A 17,690-nucleotide genomic window follows, 5' to 3' on the forward strand; every position below is an offset into this window, starting at 1 on the left:
TATGTAAATACTAGGGATTTTTTTGCCGTGTAAAATAGTTAGCCCTAGAGTTTTTTCATTTTTGAAGTATGCATTTTTACATCAGAAATATGGTCAATGATTTTATTTCCATATAGATTTCCTGGAGTTTGGAAGCCTTTTTTCCATTTCCCATCAGCAACTTTTTGAATAATAATCTGAGCCGTTTTAGCTGAAAAATTATACATGTCAGGGCCTTCAATATAACTTTCTACATAATGAGTGTGGTTAATAATTTTTGCATAAGCATAGGTCCTATGGTCTGGTGAAATATCCCCAATTTCCTTTTTACCTACTTTTTTAATAATCCATTCGGGGATTGAGGGGTGTAACATCCAATCGATTCGATGAGAGTATTCAAGAAGTAAGCTAAATAATTTAGGATAGTAAGTGTATGTTTCAACATTTGGAATATCACTATTTAGTGATACACTAAAGGTATCACCTCTCCAAGGGTCTGAAATTGTTTCAAAAGTATGGCCATGTACTTTTACTTCAAGCTTTTTATGAGCGGCTCTTACTATTTGGGTAGTCCCATTTACCAAGAATGTTCCAGTAGTAGAAGACTTATGAAGTATATTGAGTAAGTGATTTTGCGTAATTCCCCCAATTGGAGTCATGATTGCTAAAATCAATTTTTGAGCTTCTGAAATCTTATTGTTTAGATGAGTAGCAAGTATATCTGTCGGGACGATAGAAAAACCAATCCCGGGCATGAGCATGATATTTTTCAGCTTTGCCTGTTCATCTAGAATGAAAAGTGTTTCGTAATCGGTAGAATATTTGGAAAAATCTAGGTAATGTACTTCGTATTCAACACATGCATTCGCTAGAGTTAAAGCTGTTTTGTGATAAGAGCCAGCCATATTCAAAAGGATATCTAAATCTTGAATATTTCTATTGATTTCGTAATCATTATCTAAGTTAAAAAAGCGAGTTTCATACATATCAAAATCTTTAAAGAGCTCGATATCTTTGATTCTTCCAGCAAGAATGATCTCCAAATTTTCATTATTTTGAAGATTCTGAAGGATTAGTTTTCCTAAAAGACCTCCAGCTCCGTATAGCATGACTTTTACTCTATCCATTTTTTTTGCGTGAAACACTATTAAAATGCAATTATTCGAATTTGTGTTCCTTACTCGTATGAAAGCACTCGAACTTAAGTATAAAAATGACCTTAAGACATTTTACATTCTTAAATAGAGTTATATTATATTTTGTCGAGTTACCTTATTGAGTGGATTATTTTTTGTAGATGATTTAAATAATCGAAGAAAACTACAAACATTACATTAAACAATTCGGAGTTGAATGAGTTTTAATTGTTCAATTCCATATAAAGCTAGAACCAACTCTATGACACGTTTTTTAACTACTGCTCGTACGCTCAGTACTAGGATTTTGATAGTGGTTTGTATGACCTTATTAATTGCTACAACTTACCTAACCGTACAGAATTATATTGAATATCTAGAAAATACAGAGACTGCTGTACAAGCAAAGTTAGCTGCTATAGCGAATACTACTGCATTGACTTTAAATGGAGATGTTCATGAATATGTTTCTGAAAAGTATACAAAACAAGGAGATATCAATGCTTCATTTCAAGATGAGCATTTTATGACCTTATGGAAAAAACTCAGAACAATTAAAGAATCTAATCAACTTGAGACTGAAATTTATACTTTAGTTTGGGAAGAAGAAAAAGGTTTTTTCGAGTTTGTATTGCATACATCAGAGCAGTTTTTTTACAGAAATCCTTACAAAATCTTTCCAGCTACATTAAAGGAAAACTATGATAAAGGTGGAGTAATAGATGGTTACGAAACAGAACATGGTATGTGGATTTCGGCTTTTGCTCCTATTAAAAACAGTGAAGGGAAAGTGGTTGGAGTCATTCATGTCGATGAATCTTTAGATAAGTTTAGAGATCGAGCTTTTTCAATTTTAATAGAGGATATTCTCCTGAGTTTTGCAGTCTTAATTATGGGGCTTGCTTTGGTTTACTTTTTCCTAAAACGAATCATGGATACTGAAGAAGCGAACAAAAGAGAATTGATGGCTTCTTATCAGTTGATTACCAAAAAGAATAAAGAAATTTCTGATAGTATTCAATATGCAAACCGTATCCAGAAAGCATTATTACCTAGTGAGGTGGATCTTCGAAAGTATTTCGACAAATCATATATCCTTTATCAAGGAAAAGAAAAAGTGAGTGGAGATTTCCCTTTTGTGATTTCTAACAAAGAAACAGGTGAAATATTTGTAGCAGCAGTAGATTGTACAGGTCATGGAGTTCCTGGTGCATTACTTTCTGTAATTGGACACTTCTTGTTAAATAAACTCATTGGTAAGGATAGAATTTCTGACCCAGGAATGATCTTGACTACATTACACAAAGAGATTGTTGCTTTGTTGAGACAAGAAGAGAATTCGGAAATGACCAACGATGGAATGGATATCGCTTTGGTTAAGATTGATCCAAATACAAATGAATTGCATTTTGCTGGTGCGAATAGACCATTGGTTATAAATCAGGGTGAAGAAATTAAAACGATCAAAGGAAATAGATTCCCGATAGGAGGTACCCAATACCAATCAAGACTTGGAGAGTTAGTTTTTAAAACTCATATTTTAAACTATTCAAGTGGGAATACAATCCATTTATTTTCTGATGGCTACCAAGATCAAATAGGTGGGCCAGATGGCCGAAAGTTCTTATCTCGAAGACTTGTAAATACCATAAAAGACCATGAACATATTCCTTTGCTAGAATTAGGAGAAAAAATGGAGGGAATTTTTGTGGATTGGAAAGGGAATTTGAGACAGTTAGATGATGTATTACTCATCGGAATTGAATTATAATATCTTTGATCTATATCATAGTTGAATATCAATGAAAAGTAAAAGAAATTTATCTATTCTAGGTCTTCTAATTTTTATAGCTGCTTTTGGGCTGTTTCTTTCAGTTCCATTTGTGGAAACATATAATCTAGATGTAGAGACTGTCAATAAAAGTATTCAAGACGAAGAAAAAAGAGCGTTATTCTTGAAAGACAATTCTATGATTGGTCAAGAATACTTAAGCTCAATTTCTTTTGTGAATGATTTAAATTCAGAGTTTAATAAAACAAATGAATTAGTTGTCGCTAAGTATGGAATTAGTGTGACTGAGATCAGCTCGATCATTAAAATTTTACAAGGAGAGAATACTTATCAATTAGAGGTCGCTCAAAGTCAGCTATCGGGTGATGAAGAAGTATTAAACTTCAAGAAAGAAATGCTTCAGAGTTATACCTCTTGGATGGATAATAAAGTCTATAATTCCACAGACGAATTAGAAAGTCAGTTAACAGCTAAAGTTTCAGATATAAATAAAGGGATTGCTACTTACAAAGGAATCGATCAATATCAGATTAAATCTGTTCGCTTTAATCTTGTAAAGAGTGCGAATACAAGTCCTGTAAGGCAAAATCCATTATTATTCTTACTTCTCACTTATTTAGGAGCAGTAGTAGGGGCTTTACTTTTTATTTTACCCCAACAGAAAAATGTTGAAGCTTTCACTAATGATAGAAATTTCCAATCTGCTCTTACAAACAAAGGCTGGTTAGGAATTCTCTTGGGTTCATTCTTGATCTTGTTCTACATACTTTTGTATTTCTACCCTGAGTATATGACTTCATGGGTGATCATGGTTGACCCTGTAAGTAAGCTGTTAAGTGGAAATGAGGCAGGAGAGTTTTTCCTATATGGTTTCCTTTATACGATTTGTATTTGGGTGATGGGGATTAGAATGATGATCAAGTATAAGAGGAATAATTATCAGATTTTGAGAACAATTTCTGTAATGTTTTTTCAGACAGCTTTTGCTTTCCTAATTCCTGAGATTCTGATCAGACTTAATTACCCATATTACGATTTTAAGAATATCTGGCCTTTAGATTATGACTTCTTCTTTGATAATTCATTATCACAATTGATAGCAAGTGGTCAATTAGGAATTTTTATGTTGGTTTGGGGGATTGCTTTGGTTGCTGTTGCTGTACCTGTTTTTACATATTTCTTCGGAAAGAGATGGTATTGTTCTTGGGTTTGTGGATGTGGTGGTTTAGCAGAGACATTAGGTGATCCATTCAGACAACTATCAGATAAATCTTTAAAAGCATGGAAGATTGAAAGAATCGTAATTCATTCAGTTCTTGTATTCGCAGTAGTTATGACAGCTGGAGTACTTTATACGTACTTTACAAGCAGTTCTAGTTTCTTAGGAATGAATACCTACCAAGTAAGATCAGTGTATGGCTTTGGAATTGGTAGTGTTTTTTCTGGTGTGGTAGGAACGGGTTTTTATCCACTCATGGGAAACAGAGTTTGGTGTCGATTTGGTTGTCCTTTAGCGGCTTATTTAGGTTTAGTTCAACGATTTAAGTCTAGATTTAGAATTACTACGAATGGAGGACAATGTATTTCTTGTGGAAACTGTTCAACTTACTGTGAAATGGGGATTGATGTTCGTTGGTATGCTCAAAGGGGACAGAACATCGTAAGGTCATCTTGTGTAGGCTGTGGGGTTTGTGCTTCAGTGTGCCCTAGGGGAGTGCTAAAACTTGAGAATGGGAAAGAAGAAAATCGATTCGGAAATCCAATTCTTTTAGGTAATAATAAAGTTGAGCTAAAAGAGATAAAAGCTTAAAAAAGAATATGCCCAAGAATGATCATTTCATCCTCGGGCATTTTTTTATTTTAAATAGATAGGTTTAGCAGTTTTTCTAGAAATAGCAAAAGCAGCATTTACAAGACCGACATGACTGTATGTCTGAGGGAAGTTACCCCATTGACTTCCTGTATGTGCATCTACATCTTCACTTAGAAGTCCTAGATGATTTGAGTAACCCTTGATATTATTAAATGTCTCAATAGCTTCCTCAATTCTACCAACACGAGCAAGAGCTTCAACATACCAGAATGCACAAATTAAGAACGTAGTTTCTGGCTCACCGAAATCATCTGCATGTTTGTATCTAAAGAATAACCCTTCGTCAGTTTTCAATTCCTTTTCCATTTCCATCAAATGCCTTTTCGCTTTTTCAGAATTTGGATCAAGATATTCCATATTTATGAGCTGAAGTAAACTTGCATCTAGGTGTTTGACTCCAATAGCTTGTGTATAAACCCCTCTTTCCTTGTCATAGCATTCTTCAATTCGTTTGGCTGACTCTAGTGATAACTCATGACTTAGATTGTGCATTTGGAAGTCTTCCATTTCTTCAGCTATTCTGAGAGCTGCTTGACAGCCTGCCCAGTGGAAAAGGAAGGTAAAACAGTGTTTTTGTTTTAGACCTCTGAATTCCCAAAGTCCATTGTCAGGTTCATCCATTGTTCTTTCGATCAACCTTAATCCTCCCATTACTAGCTCTCGCATATGAGGTGTGCTATTGTAGGTTAATCTTTTATCAGTGAAAAGAGGTAACAAGGTCACCATCACTTGTCCATAAACATCATTCTGAATATGTTCATAGGCTTGATTTCCGATTCGTACAGGTTTGTTCCCTTTGTAGCCATTCAAGTCTAAGATTTTCTCTTCTGGTAGTTTATTAGGAACGATTGGGTACAATGGATTCAATCTTTCACTATCTCTGCTTTCCCTCTTTAAAGCAATATTCTCAATGTAGTTGGCATATTTTTCAAGCTCAGTGAAGTGGGAGAGGTCATTGAGTGCTTTTAAGGTATAGTGCGTATCTCTCATCCAACAGAAGCGATAATCCCAGTTTCTAGTACTGTTTGGTGCTTCTGGTAAACTTGTAGTTGCAGCTGCTATAATAGCACCGGTGTCCTCGTATTGGTGTAGCTTGAGGGTTAGGGCAGAACGAATGATCGCTTCTTGTTCAAAGAACTCTGTCGTTGTATTTTTTACCCAAGTTCTCCAATAGTCAATCGTCTTTTTGAGGAAATTACCTGTAGTTTCTTTTAATCCGCCTTCTAATGGGATACCCCAAGTCAATGTGAGGTATTTGGAGTCTGTTAAAACGAAATACTCTTCTTCACTGATATAAGACAATGAAATATCTGTCGTAAGTCTAACTCTTTGTTCCAAACCTTGATAACGAATATGGTTACTACCAAATAGTTTATCAGGTACGATTTCGCCATAATCTCCAGTTGGATTACAAATTACTTTGATTCTTGGGCTACCACTGAGAAGAATAATTTTCCTCATCAACATGAGTGGCTTGAAGGTACGTTGTTGTTGTTCGAATCTTGGAGCAAAGTCCACGACCAAAAAACTACCATCAACCGTTTCAAATTTGGTTTCAATGATATTCGTATTTGTAATGTAAGTTTGAGTGGTGGTAAAGTTTGGATCTTCTGGGACTATTGAGAAAGAACCTCCTTTTTCTTCATCCAAAAGTTTTCCAAACAAGAAACTACTATCAAACCTTGGAAAACATAGCCAATCGATTGAGGCTTTATCACTGACAAGAGCCAAGAAAGCACAATTTCCAATAATTCCATAGGGGTATTTGTGAGTTTCCTCACTATTCTGAGGGGTAGACATAGTATGATTGTAAGAATAAGTTTAAAATATGATCTGAATTTTTGAGTATAGTTAAGTAATAGTAAAAAGATACACCTTCTTTTTGCCTTAAACAAAAAAAGCTATGTTCTCATGTAGAAAACATAGCTTTTATTATGTGATTAAGTAGATTCTTATTCTATAATTTGGAATTCTGTTCTTCTGTTTAATGCTCTACCATCTTTCGTGGTATTATCCGCAATTGGTGTGCTTTCTCCATATCCTTTTGAAACTAAGCGACTGCTTTCAATTCCTTTACCAATAAGATATGAAACAACAGATTGAGCTCTTTTTTCTGATAATTGCTGGTTATAACCTTCATTACCTACATCATCTGTATGCCCACCAATCTCAACTTTCAGATCTTGGTGCTCATTCAGAATCATAACCAAATGATCTAGTTCGGGTTCAGATTCTGTCTTAAGGTTAGCACTGTTGGTGTCAAAGAATACATTTCTAAGGATAATTTTACTACCAACTTTAATTTTATTCAGAGTGATGATTTTTTCAGCTTCATAATACTCCGTACTCTCTTCAATTGAAAAGTTTTCTGAATGGAAAAGATAACCCTCTGCATCAATATTAATTGCATAGTCTTTTCCACTAGGAAGTGGCATCAAGAATTTACCTGTCTCACTATTTGATGTAATGGAAGTGATTTCCTCATTCGTATTTACGTCTGTAATAGTGATATTTGCTGTTACAGGTGATTGTGATTCTTCATCGAGAATAAACCCTTTGAAAAGAATTAGTTTAGCAATTTCAACCACTACTACTTCTTCTTTTACTTCTACAGGTTCAGGTTCTTCCTTAACTACAACAGGTTCCTCCTCTTTAATTTTAAAGTCAATTTTATAAATATCTTTAGAACCATAAGAATCTTCTCTCCAAGTTGCAATATATCCTTCATCACCTTTGGCTGTGATCGATAAGAAAATATCATCACCAGGAGTATTGATATGACTTCCCATGCTTTCTGCTTCTGTCCAAGTACCGTGTTTTAAAGTACTTTTGAATATGTCGTAACCACCAATAGTGTGATGCCCTTTAGATGAGAAATAAAGAGTTTTTCCGTCAGGGTGGAAATAAACAGCATCTTCATCATAAATTGAATTTATGGCAAGTCCTAAATTTTCAGCTTCTCCCCACTGACCATTTGTTTGAAGTTCAGAAACAAAAATATCAAGTCCTCCATGAGTATTTTTATCATAGTCACTAACGAAGAAAAGCTTTTTACCATCATATGAATAACAAGCTGATGGTTGGTGCTCTGAAATATTTATAGTTTCTGGGAATTTCTTAGGCTCACTCCATTGACTCCCTTTTCTGATACTTTCATATAATAGTCCTTCTCTGTAGATGATCATTTTACTACCATCAGGAGAAAGCGCTACCGATGCATCATGTTCGGCTGTATTAATTGGATGACCAAGGTTCGATGCAGGAGTCCAAGCACCATTTTGGAATTTGCTAGAATAAATATCTTCAAAATAATGATGATCACCACTGATTTGACCGCCAGTTGAATTGCTTCTTCTAGATGTAAAATAGATTTCAGTTTGATCGGCATTAATGGTTACACCGTATTCAGCATATTCTGAGTTTACAGCTTCTCCAAGGTTAATGAATTCAACCTCAACACCACTATCGGCTAACCTAATTCCATTTCTACATTCTTCAATCTTCTTTAAAATAAGTTCATCCTCCCCGTGAGAGTCGATATAACGACGAAAATGCTTGATAGCTGTTTGAAACTCTCTTTTATAATGGTAAGTAAGTCCCAAATACTTTTGAATTTCATCTAGGTCAGGATTAATCATATCCAGTTCCATTGCCTTTTCTAAATACTCTAAGGCTTTCGTCTTATCATGCTGAGTACAGTAAAGGTAACTGATACCTATAATGTAGTTAAGTCTTACATTATTTGAGTTAAACTCTTGAGCTTTAAACAAATATTCTAGAGCACCATCAAAGTCTCCAGCATCCATGTAAGACTGCCCAGTTTTCATATTTTCAACAGCTTCTTTCATCTGCTCTTTCTGATCTGGGAAATTCTTTTTTGTAAACTCAACGTCTTGAGCGAATAAAATAGATTGAGTTATACAACTTAAAAAGATGTAAAATGATAATTGTAGATATTTCATCTGAATTAGTATTAGCCTTAGTTTTTTTTAGATTAAAAAGTCCTTAACTAAATTTGTCAATGTTATTTCACAAAACTAACAAATCAATGGAGTTTTTTTTAAATAGGCAGTTTCGAATTTTAATATTTTCTTCCTTCATCTTTATGTTTTCATGCTCTAGCCAAACTGATAGGGATAAATTTTTCTTGAAAGGGATGATAGCAATGGACGATAAAGATTATGAAGAAGCAATACACTTTTTTACAGAATCTTATCAATTAGATAGTTCTTTTGCAGATGCAATCAATAATAGAGGAGTGGCATTGATGAAGAAAAAGGAATATCCAAAAGCACTTTCTGATTTTGAAAAAGCAGAAGCGATCAGAGAAGGTTATTTTGAAGCATCAAAAAATAAAGCACTTGCTTTTCAAGAACTAGACAAGCATGAAAATACAATATTGGTTTTAGATTCTTTGATCAAGACAAACCCAGATTCAACTTTTCTTTTTTCAACTAGAGGAGTTTCAAAACTGGCTTTATCTCAAAATGAATCAGCTTTATTAGATTTTCAAAAACAGCTTGAATACTCACCTAATGATATTGCTAGTCTCTTAAATATTGGATATATAACCTATTCAAATGGTGATTATGATGTGGCCAAAAAGAGTTTCCAAAAGGTAATAGAATTGGATAAAAAGAGTGCTTTAGCATACAATAATTTAGGTTTAGTGTACCTAAGAGAAAATTCATTTGAGAAAAGTGAATTAGAGTTTAATAAAGCATTAGAAATTGATTCATCTCATCCGTATTTCAGAAATAACAGAGCTTTAGCGCTTCTGTTTCTGGGTAAATTGGATAAGGCTTTAGATGATCTTGATATCTCAAAGTATTATGATGACAAGAATCCTTTGTTGTATAGAAATTTTTCATTTTACTTTGCACAAAATAAAGAGTTTGAAAAAGCTGAAGCTACTCTGGAAAAAGCAAAATCAATGGATGAAAATCTTGAGGGTTATAATTTCTTTAAGGCTGAACTTCAAAGGTTAGAGGGAAACATAGAAAAAGCGTGCTCATTTTACATAAAATCTCAGAAAAATGGGGAAGGCTTTCATTCAAATGCTTATAATTGCAAAACAGAAATTGATTAGTTGATTGAAATATCAACGGGATTAGGGTGTAATTTTCATTAAATATTTATATAATTACCCTTGGTTCAGTACAATAGCGGAAGCGGAAGTCAAAAAATACTTGTGACTTCTCAGGAAAACTAAAATCTGTTAACTAATGGAATTTGAAAATCTTTTACTGGAATTAGCTAATAATGGCGTTCTTACGATTACGATTAACCGTGAGGATAAATTGAACGCTTTGAATTCTGCCACTATGGAAGAATTGAATAGTGCATTCCAGCGTGTATATGATGAACCTGAGATTAAGGCAGTAGTGATTACTGGGAAAGGACAAAAAGCTTTTGTAGCTGGAGCAGATATTGCTGAAATCTCGGAGTTGACTCAGATGAACGGACGAAAGTTTGCTGAAAGAGGACAAGAAATTTTTGCACAAATTGAAAACTGTCCGAAGCCAGTAGTAGCAGCTGTAAATGGTTATGCTTTAGGTGGAGGAAGTGAATTAGCGATGGCTTGCCATATTAGAGTAGCAAGTGAAAATGCTAAATTTGGTTTACCAGAAGTTAGTTTAGGTCTTATTCCTGGTTATGGAGGGACTCAACGTCTTACTCAGTTAGTTGGGAAAGGAAAAGCTTTTGAGATGATCATGACAGGAGATATCATCAGTGCTGCTGAAGCAAAGGAATTTGGTTTAGTAAACCATGTTGTTCCTGTTGAAGAAGTAGTAAATAAATCTGTTGAGATTATTGATAAAATCCTTTCAAAAGCATCTGTTGCAATTTCTCACGTAATTGATTGCATCAATTTAGCTGCATCAGGAAATGACGGTTTCCAAAATGAGGCAAATGCTTTTGGTAACTGTTGTGGAACAGAGGACTTTAAAGAAGGAACATCTGCTTTCTTACAAAAGAGAAAGCCGATCTTTACAGGCAAATAAGAAATTTATTTAATGCATAAGTAAACCCGCAGGAATTTGATTTCTGCGGGTTTTTATCTTATACCGATATGTTCAAGAAATTACTTTCAGAAACGGTTATTTATGGAGGAACAACTATTCTTACTAGATTAGTTAGTTATGCCTTAGTGCCCTTACATACAGGTGTTTTCAAGGTTGATGATTATGGTATTGTCTCTCTCTTTTTCACTTATATAGTCTTCTTTAATGTAGTGTATACTTATGGGATGGAGACAGCCTTCTTTAGGTTTTCAAATCTGAAAGGTGAGAACAAAGAGAAGGTATTCAACCAAATCATGACATCTTTATTGTTTACTTCTGTCTTGTTTTCTGGAATAGGAATTTATTTCAGTCAGAATATAGCTGAAGCACTCGGGTATTCTAATGCCCAACATTATGTCGTTTGGATATTTATGCTCATAGCGATTGATGCTATTGTTTCTGTACCGTTTGCTAAGCTAAGACTTGAAAAAAAGGCAACACTTTTTGCGTCTTATAAAATTGTGAATGTGTTGATCATGTTCGGGCTGAATTATTTTTTCCTTCTTACTTGCCCAAGTATTCTGAAAGGAGAGAGTTTTTCAAGTCTAAAGCCATTCGTTGAAAGTTTTTATGACCCTAATCTTGGGTATGGTTATGTCTTTTTAGCAAATCTTATCGCAAACTCAACCTACCTACTCATGTTTGTGAAAGATTGGTTGAGATTGAAGTTTGTCTATGATAAAGAGTTGTATTCAAAAATCTTGAATTATGGTTTGCCTTTAGTGATTTCTGGATTAGCATTCGCTGTCAATGAGGTAGCTGATCGTCAATTACTGTTTTCGTGGTTGCCAGATGGTTTTTATGCAGAAGGTGATGGAGAATATGCTGTGGGTGTTTATTCTGCTTGTTATAAGCTATCGATTTTTATAACTATGTCGGTAATGGCATTTAAGTATGCAGCTGAGCCATTCTTTTTTGCTAGAGCAGGTGAGAAAAATTCTAAGAATCAGTTAAGTATCATTATGCGTTATTTCGTGATTGTACTCGCGATGATGTATGTTGGTATTTTAGCCAATGTAGATTGGATTGCACCAATTTTGATTAGGAAACCTGAATATCTTGTAGGTTTGAATGTAGTTCCAATTCTCTTAATGGCAAATATCTTTTTAGGTATTTATTACAATCTAGCGATTTGGTATAAGCTAACAGATAAAACGAGATATGGAGCCGTAATTAGTACAATTGGTGCTTTGATTACTATTAGTATCAACTTCATCTTAATTCCAAAATATGGCTATTTTGGTTCTGCCATAGCAACATTTTCTGCTTATGGAAGTATGATGGTGATTTCTTATTTATTAGGTCAGAAGCATTACCCAGTACCATACACTACTAAGAATAGTTTAATTCATTTGTTTGTAGCTGTAGTTCTTGGCTATGTTTGCTTTTTTGAAATATCAGCAGGAACTTTAGGATTAATCTTGAAAAATGGAATAGTAGCTGTTTATATTTTAGGAACGCTATTCATTGAAAAGAAAAAACTACAAAATCTTCAGATTAGTAATTAATATATTAGATGAAAGTTAGAGTAATAAATAAATCAGGACACGATTTACCATCTTATCAAACTTCTCACTCAGCAGGAATGGATTTGAGAGCTGTTTTAGAAGAAGAGATTGTTTTAAAACCTTTAGAACGAAAGTTGATTCCTACGGGGATTTATATGGAACTTCCTCAAGGTTTTGAAGCACAAGTTAGACCTAGAAGTGGTTTGGCTTATAAGCATGGTTTGACGGTCTTAAATTCTCCTGGAACAATTGATGCAGACTATAGAGGTGAAGTGAAAGTTCTTTTGGTAAACCTTTCAAATGATGAGTTTGTAGTAAAAAATGGTGAGCGTATTGCACAAATGGTAATCGCGAAACATGAGACAATTCAGTGGGATGCAGTTGAAGCGTTAAATGAGACAGAAAGAGGTGCTGGTGGTTACGGCAGTACTGGAGTTTCTTAATAAGTATACGGAAAACAGTGATTCTTATCGGAATCGCTGTTTTTTTATAAAACAAAGTGTCATATTGATCGTTAGTTATATCGTAAAAAAGCAAAATTATGTATAAGGAAATCAATACAATTAGCCCTTCTTCGAAAGTTTGGATTTATCAGGCTTCAAGAGAATTAACACAAGACGAACAAAAGGATATTCAAATTGCTTTAAGAGGGTTTGTAGAAAGTTGGCAAACGCACGGAGCACCTGTTTTCGGATCATGCGATATTTTGTACAAACGTTTTCTTCTAATTTTGGCAGAGGAAGATCAAAATGCTCCTTCTGGTTGCTCAATTGATAGTTCTGTAGGTTTGATTAGAGAAATCGAAAATAAATATCAAATCACTCTTTTAGATCGTTCTCAGATCGCTTTGATGAATACTGATGGAGATATTTTTACAAAAGGGCTAAATGAGCTAAAAGAAGCCGTAAGTTCTGGTGAGATTAGTGAAGAAACTACAGTATTTAATAATACGATCACTAATTATCAGTCATTTGAAAGTTCTTGGAAGCAAAAAGCTTCTGAAAGTTGGATGAAGAAGTATTTCAAAAATTAGTTTATTTATAATAAATAGGTTATAATTAAGCTTATTGAGACTTTGAGTATATTTTTTGTATGTGCTCCCTTGTAAAATTCCTTAGCTTATGATTAGAAATTACCAATCAAGGAAAAAGGGGCTTCTGTTTTGTTTGTTACTCGTTTTAAGTTGTTTTTCTACTTCTTTTGCGAGTTTTCCTACAGTGCTTACTTTTTCTGAAATAGATACAGATTTGACTTTTGAAGTTAGCCCGAACCCAAGTTCTGGAGATCATATAAAGCTTGTTATTGAGTCTGTTGAAGAAATTGATGCACTAGAAGTTATTATTTATGACACGATTGGGGGAATAGTTTTTAAAGAACTAACTCAAATTGGTCAAAAGAATGAAAAAACAGTTTTTTCAATTTCACCAAAAGATAAACTAACTCCGGGTCTCTATTTCTTGAGTTTAAAAACTCACGATAAGAAAGTAACGAAAAGATTAATTATCATATAAATTCATTGCCATCTCTATAAAGGATGGCATTTTTTTTTTGATGAACACAATGGAAAATAGAGTAACAAAACTTTTTAACATCAAATACCCAATTGTACAAGGAGGTATGGTTTGGTGTAGTGGATGGAAGCTAGCCTCAGCAGTGAGTAATGCTGGAGGTTTAGGAATTATTGGTGCAGGTTCTATGCATCCTGAGATCTTATTGGAACATATCCAGAAATGTAAACAAGCTACAGATGCTCCTTTTGCTGTAAATATTCCGCTTCTTTATCCTGAAATGGATAACCTTATTTCAATTATCATTGAGAATAAAGTACCAATCGTATTTACATCTGCAGGAAATCCTAAAGCTTGGACTTCCCATTTGAAAGAACAAGGAATTACCGTTGTTCATGTTGTTTCAAGTGTGAAGTTTGCCTTAAAAGCTGAGGCTGCAGGAGTTGATGCAATCGTGGCTGAAGGTTTTGAAGCAGGAGGACATAATGGGCGTGAAGAAACAACTACTATGTGTTTGATCCCTGAGGTTTCTAAAGCTGTAAATATCCCTGTAATTGCTGCAGGAGGAATCGGTGGAGGTAAATCTATGCTTGCTGCTTTTGCCTTAGGTGCTGAAGGAGTTCAAATGGGTAGTGCATTTGCGGCTACTGTAGAATCTTCTGCTAGTAAAGAGTTTAAAGAAGAAGTTATTAAGGCAAAAGAAGGTGATACTTCATTGACCTTAAAAGCAGTAACTCCAGTCCGTTTGTTAAAGAATGATTTTTACAGTAGAGTCAAAGAAGCAGAAGACAGAGGTGCTTCTAAAGAAGAGTTGAGAGAGCTTTTGGCAAAAAGAAGAGCGAAAAAAGGAATTTTTGAAGGTGATTTGATAGAAGGTGAATTGGAAATAGGACAAGTTTCTGCAAGTATTGATTCACTAAAAACGGCTTCAGAAGTAGTAAAAGATACTTGGGAAGAATTTTTAGATGAAAGAAAAAGAATTAGCTCACTCTTTTAATTAATGAGCCATCGATTATTTCATGATCAGAACCACTGAAACCATTGCGATAATAGCTACAACAGCAGAGATTAATGATGAATTACGAATCTGCTTTGTAGCTGTTATTTTAAAGTCTTCATATTCTGATCTTAGACTCAATATCTCATTTTTAAGATTTTCAATATCTTCTTCCTGTTTTTTTGTTTTTTGAGCGTTTTCAGTGATTGTGTTTTCATACTCACTAGTCAAACCTCTAATATTTTTTATGGATTCTTGAATTTCGTCTTCAAGATGTTTTGCCACTTCTTTCTGAGCTACTATTTCTTGACTTACTTTTGTAAATTGATGTGCTTGTTGTTCTGAATATTCAGCCAATTTCTTTTCCACTATTTTTTGTGTTGAAGTATCAATTTTTTGTTTTAACTCCTCAAATTTTTCTGAGATATTTTCAATCCATTTCATAATTATTGATTTGTAGTTTTAGTGATAACAAGATTTGATACGGATGAAACTATCGATATGTTCTCAATTCTAACTTATTTTTATAATAATCATTTAAAACTGAAGTCATAAATTCTTATTTCATACTCCTAAAAAGCTATTTTATTGACGTAGTATTCGGTTTTAAAATCCTCTTTTTTGACTTGCTATAAGTCAATAATTGTTAGTAATGTCAGAATCTTATGATTTATTTTCAGCTGTTGATGAATATCAACAGAGGGTTTGTGCTATTCTTGTAACTTCATTTACTTGAATTTATTAACCACCCTTATTAACATAAGAATGAGATTAAGAAACATATCATGGATTCTAGTTCTGATTCCTTTAGTGGCCTTACGTCCTTTTAAAGACAAAAAAGAATCTGACCGTTCAAAAATGGGATTAAAAGGAAATGTAAAAAGTATAGAAGTAGAATATGGTAAGGTTACAAATGAAAATGGTGTTTGGAAGTTAGGAGAGAAACCATTCAATAATGCGAAAGAAAAGACCACATTTTTACCTTCAGGAAATATAGCGCTTAAAACAATTTTCAGTAGTTCGGGAGATCAGCAATATAAGTTTCAATATTTCTATAAAGGAGATCAACTAGACTCAATGCTGCAATATTATAGTGAAGACGAACCTACTTATAAAACCATTTATGAGTTTAGTAAAGATAAACCAAGTCAATTACTATCTTCTGTACTCTATGAATTTGTAGATAATACAAAGGCAGGGAAAACAGATTATTTTTATGATAAGAAAGGTAATTTGATTGGTCGTAAGAACATGAATTCTGCAGATGAAACTAATGTAGAAGAAGTATTTGAGTATAAGAAAAGACAAAAAGTACGATACAAGAAGTATATAGCTTCAGAACAGTATACAATAATTCAGGAGTATGAGTATAATAAGCAAAAGCTCGTTTCTCAGATTTTATCTAAGTCAATAACAGGTCAGGTACAGACGAAGAAAGTGTTGGCTTATGATGAAAATGGAAACCTACTTAGTTCAAGAATTTATAATCCAGATGATCAACTTGCAGAAGAAAGGACTTTTGAATATACTTTTGATGATAAAGGGAATTGGGTTCAGAAAGTAGTTATTGAAAATGGAGAGCCGTATTTTATGACGGTTAGAAAAATAGAATATTTTAATTAAAAAAAATCCCTAACATGAACTCTCATGTTAGGGATTTTTTATCGATTGATAGGAAATGATTCCATGAGTTTCTTTCGATAAGTTCTGTCTCGAATAATTCTTAAACCAAATTGATTCAGCTCTTTTGAGAGTCGAATGTGTTCTGATTCATTCATCCCTGTTACTACCAAAATCATTTCTGTTTGCTTTCCGTATAAGTCTTCGCCATACATTCCAATAACTAGGGTGTTAAGGTAAGATCCTGTAGTAAATCCACAATGTTTTAGGTCTTTGCTAACCTCAGGTGATTTCATGATTTCCAATTCTAAGGTTTCAGAAATTACTTTATTGACCTTGTTCGGAAAAGAACTTTTAGAGTTGATCTGATGAAGTACTTTGATGTAGTTTTCTACTTTTTCTTTTCTACTTTGATCAACCCAGATTTTAGCTATTTTTTTAAATGTGGCAGGGTTAACTTCAAGATCATTTTCTTTATATGTATTATCAAAATCATCTCTTAAGGCATTATGAACTTCCCAAGACTTACTAGCTTTGTCTTTCTCTGATAAATTATTCAGATAGTATTCAAAGCCATCAGCATTCTTTACGGATTGAGCTTGGAAAAAGTGCTGAGAAGAAGGATAAGGATAGAAGTCTAAATCTTTCAATCCTAATTTTTTTAATCTTGATTCAATTGCCCCTTTACCAAGAAGTTCTACAAGATATTCGTGACAAGCATCTACATTGAACAACATCATTCCCATAGCTACATCTTGAAGCATGATTTTGTTGTTCTGAATTTTTCCAGATCGTTCGAGGTGATCTTGCCAGAATTTAGTAGAAATATTATTCATTTGATACACATTTAAATCTCGTATTGAGATTCTGTAATCAGGAGTGAAATTCCCATTTGCAATCTGATAAGCATATTCAATTAGAATTGGGAAGTTTTGTAGGTTCAAAACAGGGAATTCAACATAACTTCCTACATCAACAAGTCTTGCTTTATCTTGCTGAACAATAAGTGCAAATCTTTCGGGGTGTTGTTTTATATAGGTCGGAATTTCTACAATACTGATTTCAGAGTTTTCTTCTTGAGCAAAAGAAATAGTGTTGAGAAATGAAAATATTGTTAGAATAGAAAAAAAGAGCCTTTTGTTCATAGCAAGTTTACTGTTTCTATAAAAAAAGAAAACCATCTAAGCATAGACGGTTTTCCAAAAATAAGGT

15 protein-coding genes are annotated in these 17,690 nt (G+C 33.8%); 10 read left to right on the top strand and 5 right to left on the bottom strand.

Features of this window, described 5'->3' with window-relative positions; genetic code table 11:
* Nucleotides 1-44: 44 nt before the first annotated feature.
* Nucleotides 45-1,106: a saccharopine dehydrogenase NADP-binding domain-containing protein gene (locus BC781_RS14065; RefSeq protein ID WP_109618802.1), complete on the bottom strand. Its 1,062-nt coding sequence runs from the start codon at nt 1,104-1,106 to the stop codon at nt 45-47.
* Between the two features lie 271 nt (nt 1,107-1,377).
* Between BC781_RS14065 and BC781_RS14070 the strand changes: the two genes are divergently transcribed.
* Entirely contained in the window at nt 1,378-2,886 is a 1,509-nt protein-coding gene (locus BC781_RS14070) for a PP2C family protein-serine/threonine phosphatase (RefSeq protein ID WP_158281481.1), read from the top strand.
* A gap of 31 nt (nt 2,887-2,917) precedes the next feature.
* Nucleotides 2,918-4,717 carry a 4Fe-4S binding protein gene (locus tag BC781_RS14075; RefSeq protein ID WP_109618806.1) on the top strand — a complete coding sequence of 600 codons (1,800 nt, stop codon included), beginning with the start codon at nt 2,918-2,920 and terminating at the stop codon, nt 4,715-4,717.
* Nucleotides 4,718-4,762: 45 nt separating this feature from the next.
* Here the strand turns inward: BC781_RS14075 and BC781_RS14080 are convergent, their stop codons facing one another.
* Together BC781_RS14080 and BC781_RS14085 are read right to left on the bottom strand one after the other, a co-directional pair.
* Nucleotides 4,763-6,580, bottom strand: a complete 1,818-nt coding sequence (locus BC781_RS14080) for a glycoside hydrolase family 15 protein (protein ID WP_109618808.1) — start codon at nt 6,578-6,580, stop codon at nt 4,763-4,765.
* A gap of 152 nt (nt 6,581-6,732) precedes the next feature.
* Nucleotides 6,733-8,742 carry an OmpA family protein gene (locus BC781_RS14085; protein ID WP_109618811.1) on the bottom strand — a complete coding sequence of 670 codons (2,010 nt, stop codon included), beginning with the start codon at nt 8,740-8,742 and terminating at the stop codon, nt 6,733-6,735.
* Between the two features lie 194 nt (nt 8,743-8,936).
* Between BC781_RS14085 and BC781_RS14090 the strand changes: the two genes are divergently transcribed.
* From BC781_RS14090 to BC781_RS14120, 7 genes are all read left to right on the top strand, one after another.
* Complete coding sequence (locus BC781_RS14090) at nt 8,937-9,869, top strand: tetratricopeptide repeat protein (protein WP_262510265.1); 933 nt, start codon at nt 8,937-8,939, stop codon at nt 9,867-9,869.
* Nucleotides 9,870-10,005: 136 nt separating this feature from the next.
* Nucleotides 10,006-10,785, top strand: a complete 780-nt coding sequence (locus BC781_RS14095) for an enoyl-CoA hydratase/isomerase family protein (protein ID WP_109618816.1) — start codon at nt 10,006-10,008, stop codon at nt 10,783-10,785.
* Between the two features lie 68 nt (nt 10,786-10,853).
* Nucleotides 10,854-12,353, top strand: a complete 1,500-nt coding sequence (locus tag BC781_RS14100) for an MATE family efflux transporter (protein ID WP_109618818.1) — start codon at nt 10,854-10,856, stop codon at nt 12,351-12,353.
* Nucleotides 12,354-12,361: 8 nt separating this feature from the next.
* Nucleotides 12,362-12,796, top strand: coding sequence for a dUTP diphosphatase (gene dut / locus BC781_RS14105; protein WP_109618821.1), 435 nt, complete (start codon nt 12,362-12,364; stop codon nt 12,794-12,796).
* Nucleotides 12,797-12,894: 98 nt separating this feature from the next.
* Entirely contained in the window at nt 12,895-13,386 is a 492-nt protein-coding gene (locus BC781_RS14110; protein WP_109618823.1) for a hypothetical protein, read from the top strand.
* A gap of 88 nt (nt 13,387-13,474) precedes the next feature.
* On the top strand, nt 13,475-13,864 hold the full coding sequence (locus BC781_RS14115; RefSeq protein WP_109618825.1) for a T9SS type A sorting domain-containing protein: 390 nt from the start codon (nt 13,475-13,477) through the stop codon (nt 13,862-13,864).
* 49 nt (nt 13,865-13,913) lie between these two features.
* Complete coding sequence (locus tag BC781_RS14120; protein WP_211323809.1) at nt 13,914-14,858, top strand: NAD(P)H-dependent flavin oxidoreductase; 945 nt, start codon at nt 13,914-13,916, stop codon at nt 14,856-14,858.
* Nucleotides 14,859-14,873: 15 nt separating this feature from the next.
* Here BC781_RS14120 and BC781_RS14125 read toward each other — a convergent pair whose 3' ends face one another.
* Nucleotides 14,874-15,302 carry a hypothetical protein gene (locus BC781_RS14125; RefSeq protein WP_109618830.1) on the bottom strand — a complete coding sequence of 143 codons (429 nt, stop codon included), beginning with the start codon at nt 15,300-15,302 and terminating at the stop codon, nt 14,874-14,876.
* 321 nt (nt 15,303-15,623) lie between these two features.
* On the opposite strand from BC781_RS14125, the gene BC781_RS14130 reads away from it, so the two are divergent.
* Nucleotides 15,624-16,481, top strand: a complete 858-nt coding sequence (locus BC781_RS14130; RefSeq protein ID WP_109618832.1) for a hypothetical protein — start codon at nt 15,624-15,626, stop codon at nt 16,479-16,481.
* Nucleotides 16,482-16,519: 38 nt separating this feature from the next.
* On the opposite strand, the gene BC781_RS14135 is transcribed toward BC781_RS14130, so the two are convergent.
* Nucleotides 16,520-17,623 carry a serine hydrolase gene (locus BC781_RS14135; protein WP_158281483.1) on the bottom strand — a complete coding sequence of 368 codons (1,104 nt, stop codon included), beginning with the start codon at nt 17,621-17,623 and terminating at the stop codon, nt 16,520-16,522.
* Nucleotides 17,624-17,690 lie beyond the last annotated feature (67 nt).

The sequence above is a fragment of the Sediminitomix flava genome, assembly GCF_003149185.1.
GTDB lineage: Bacteria > Bacteroidota > Bacteroidia > Cytophagales > Flammeovirgaceae > Sediminitomix > Sediminitomix flava.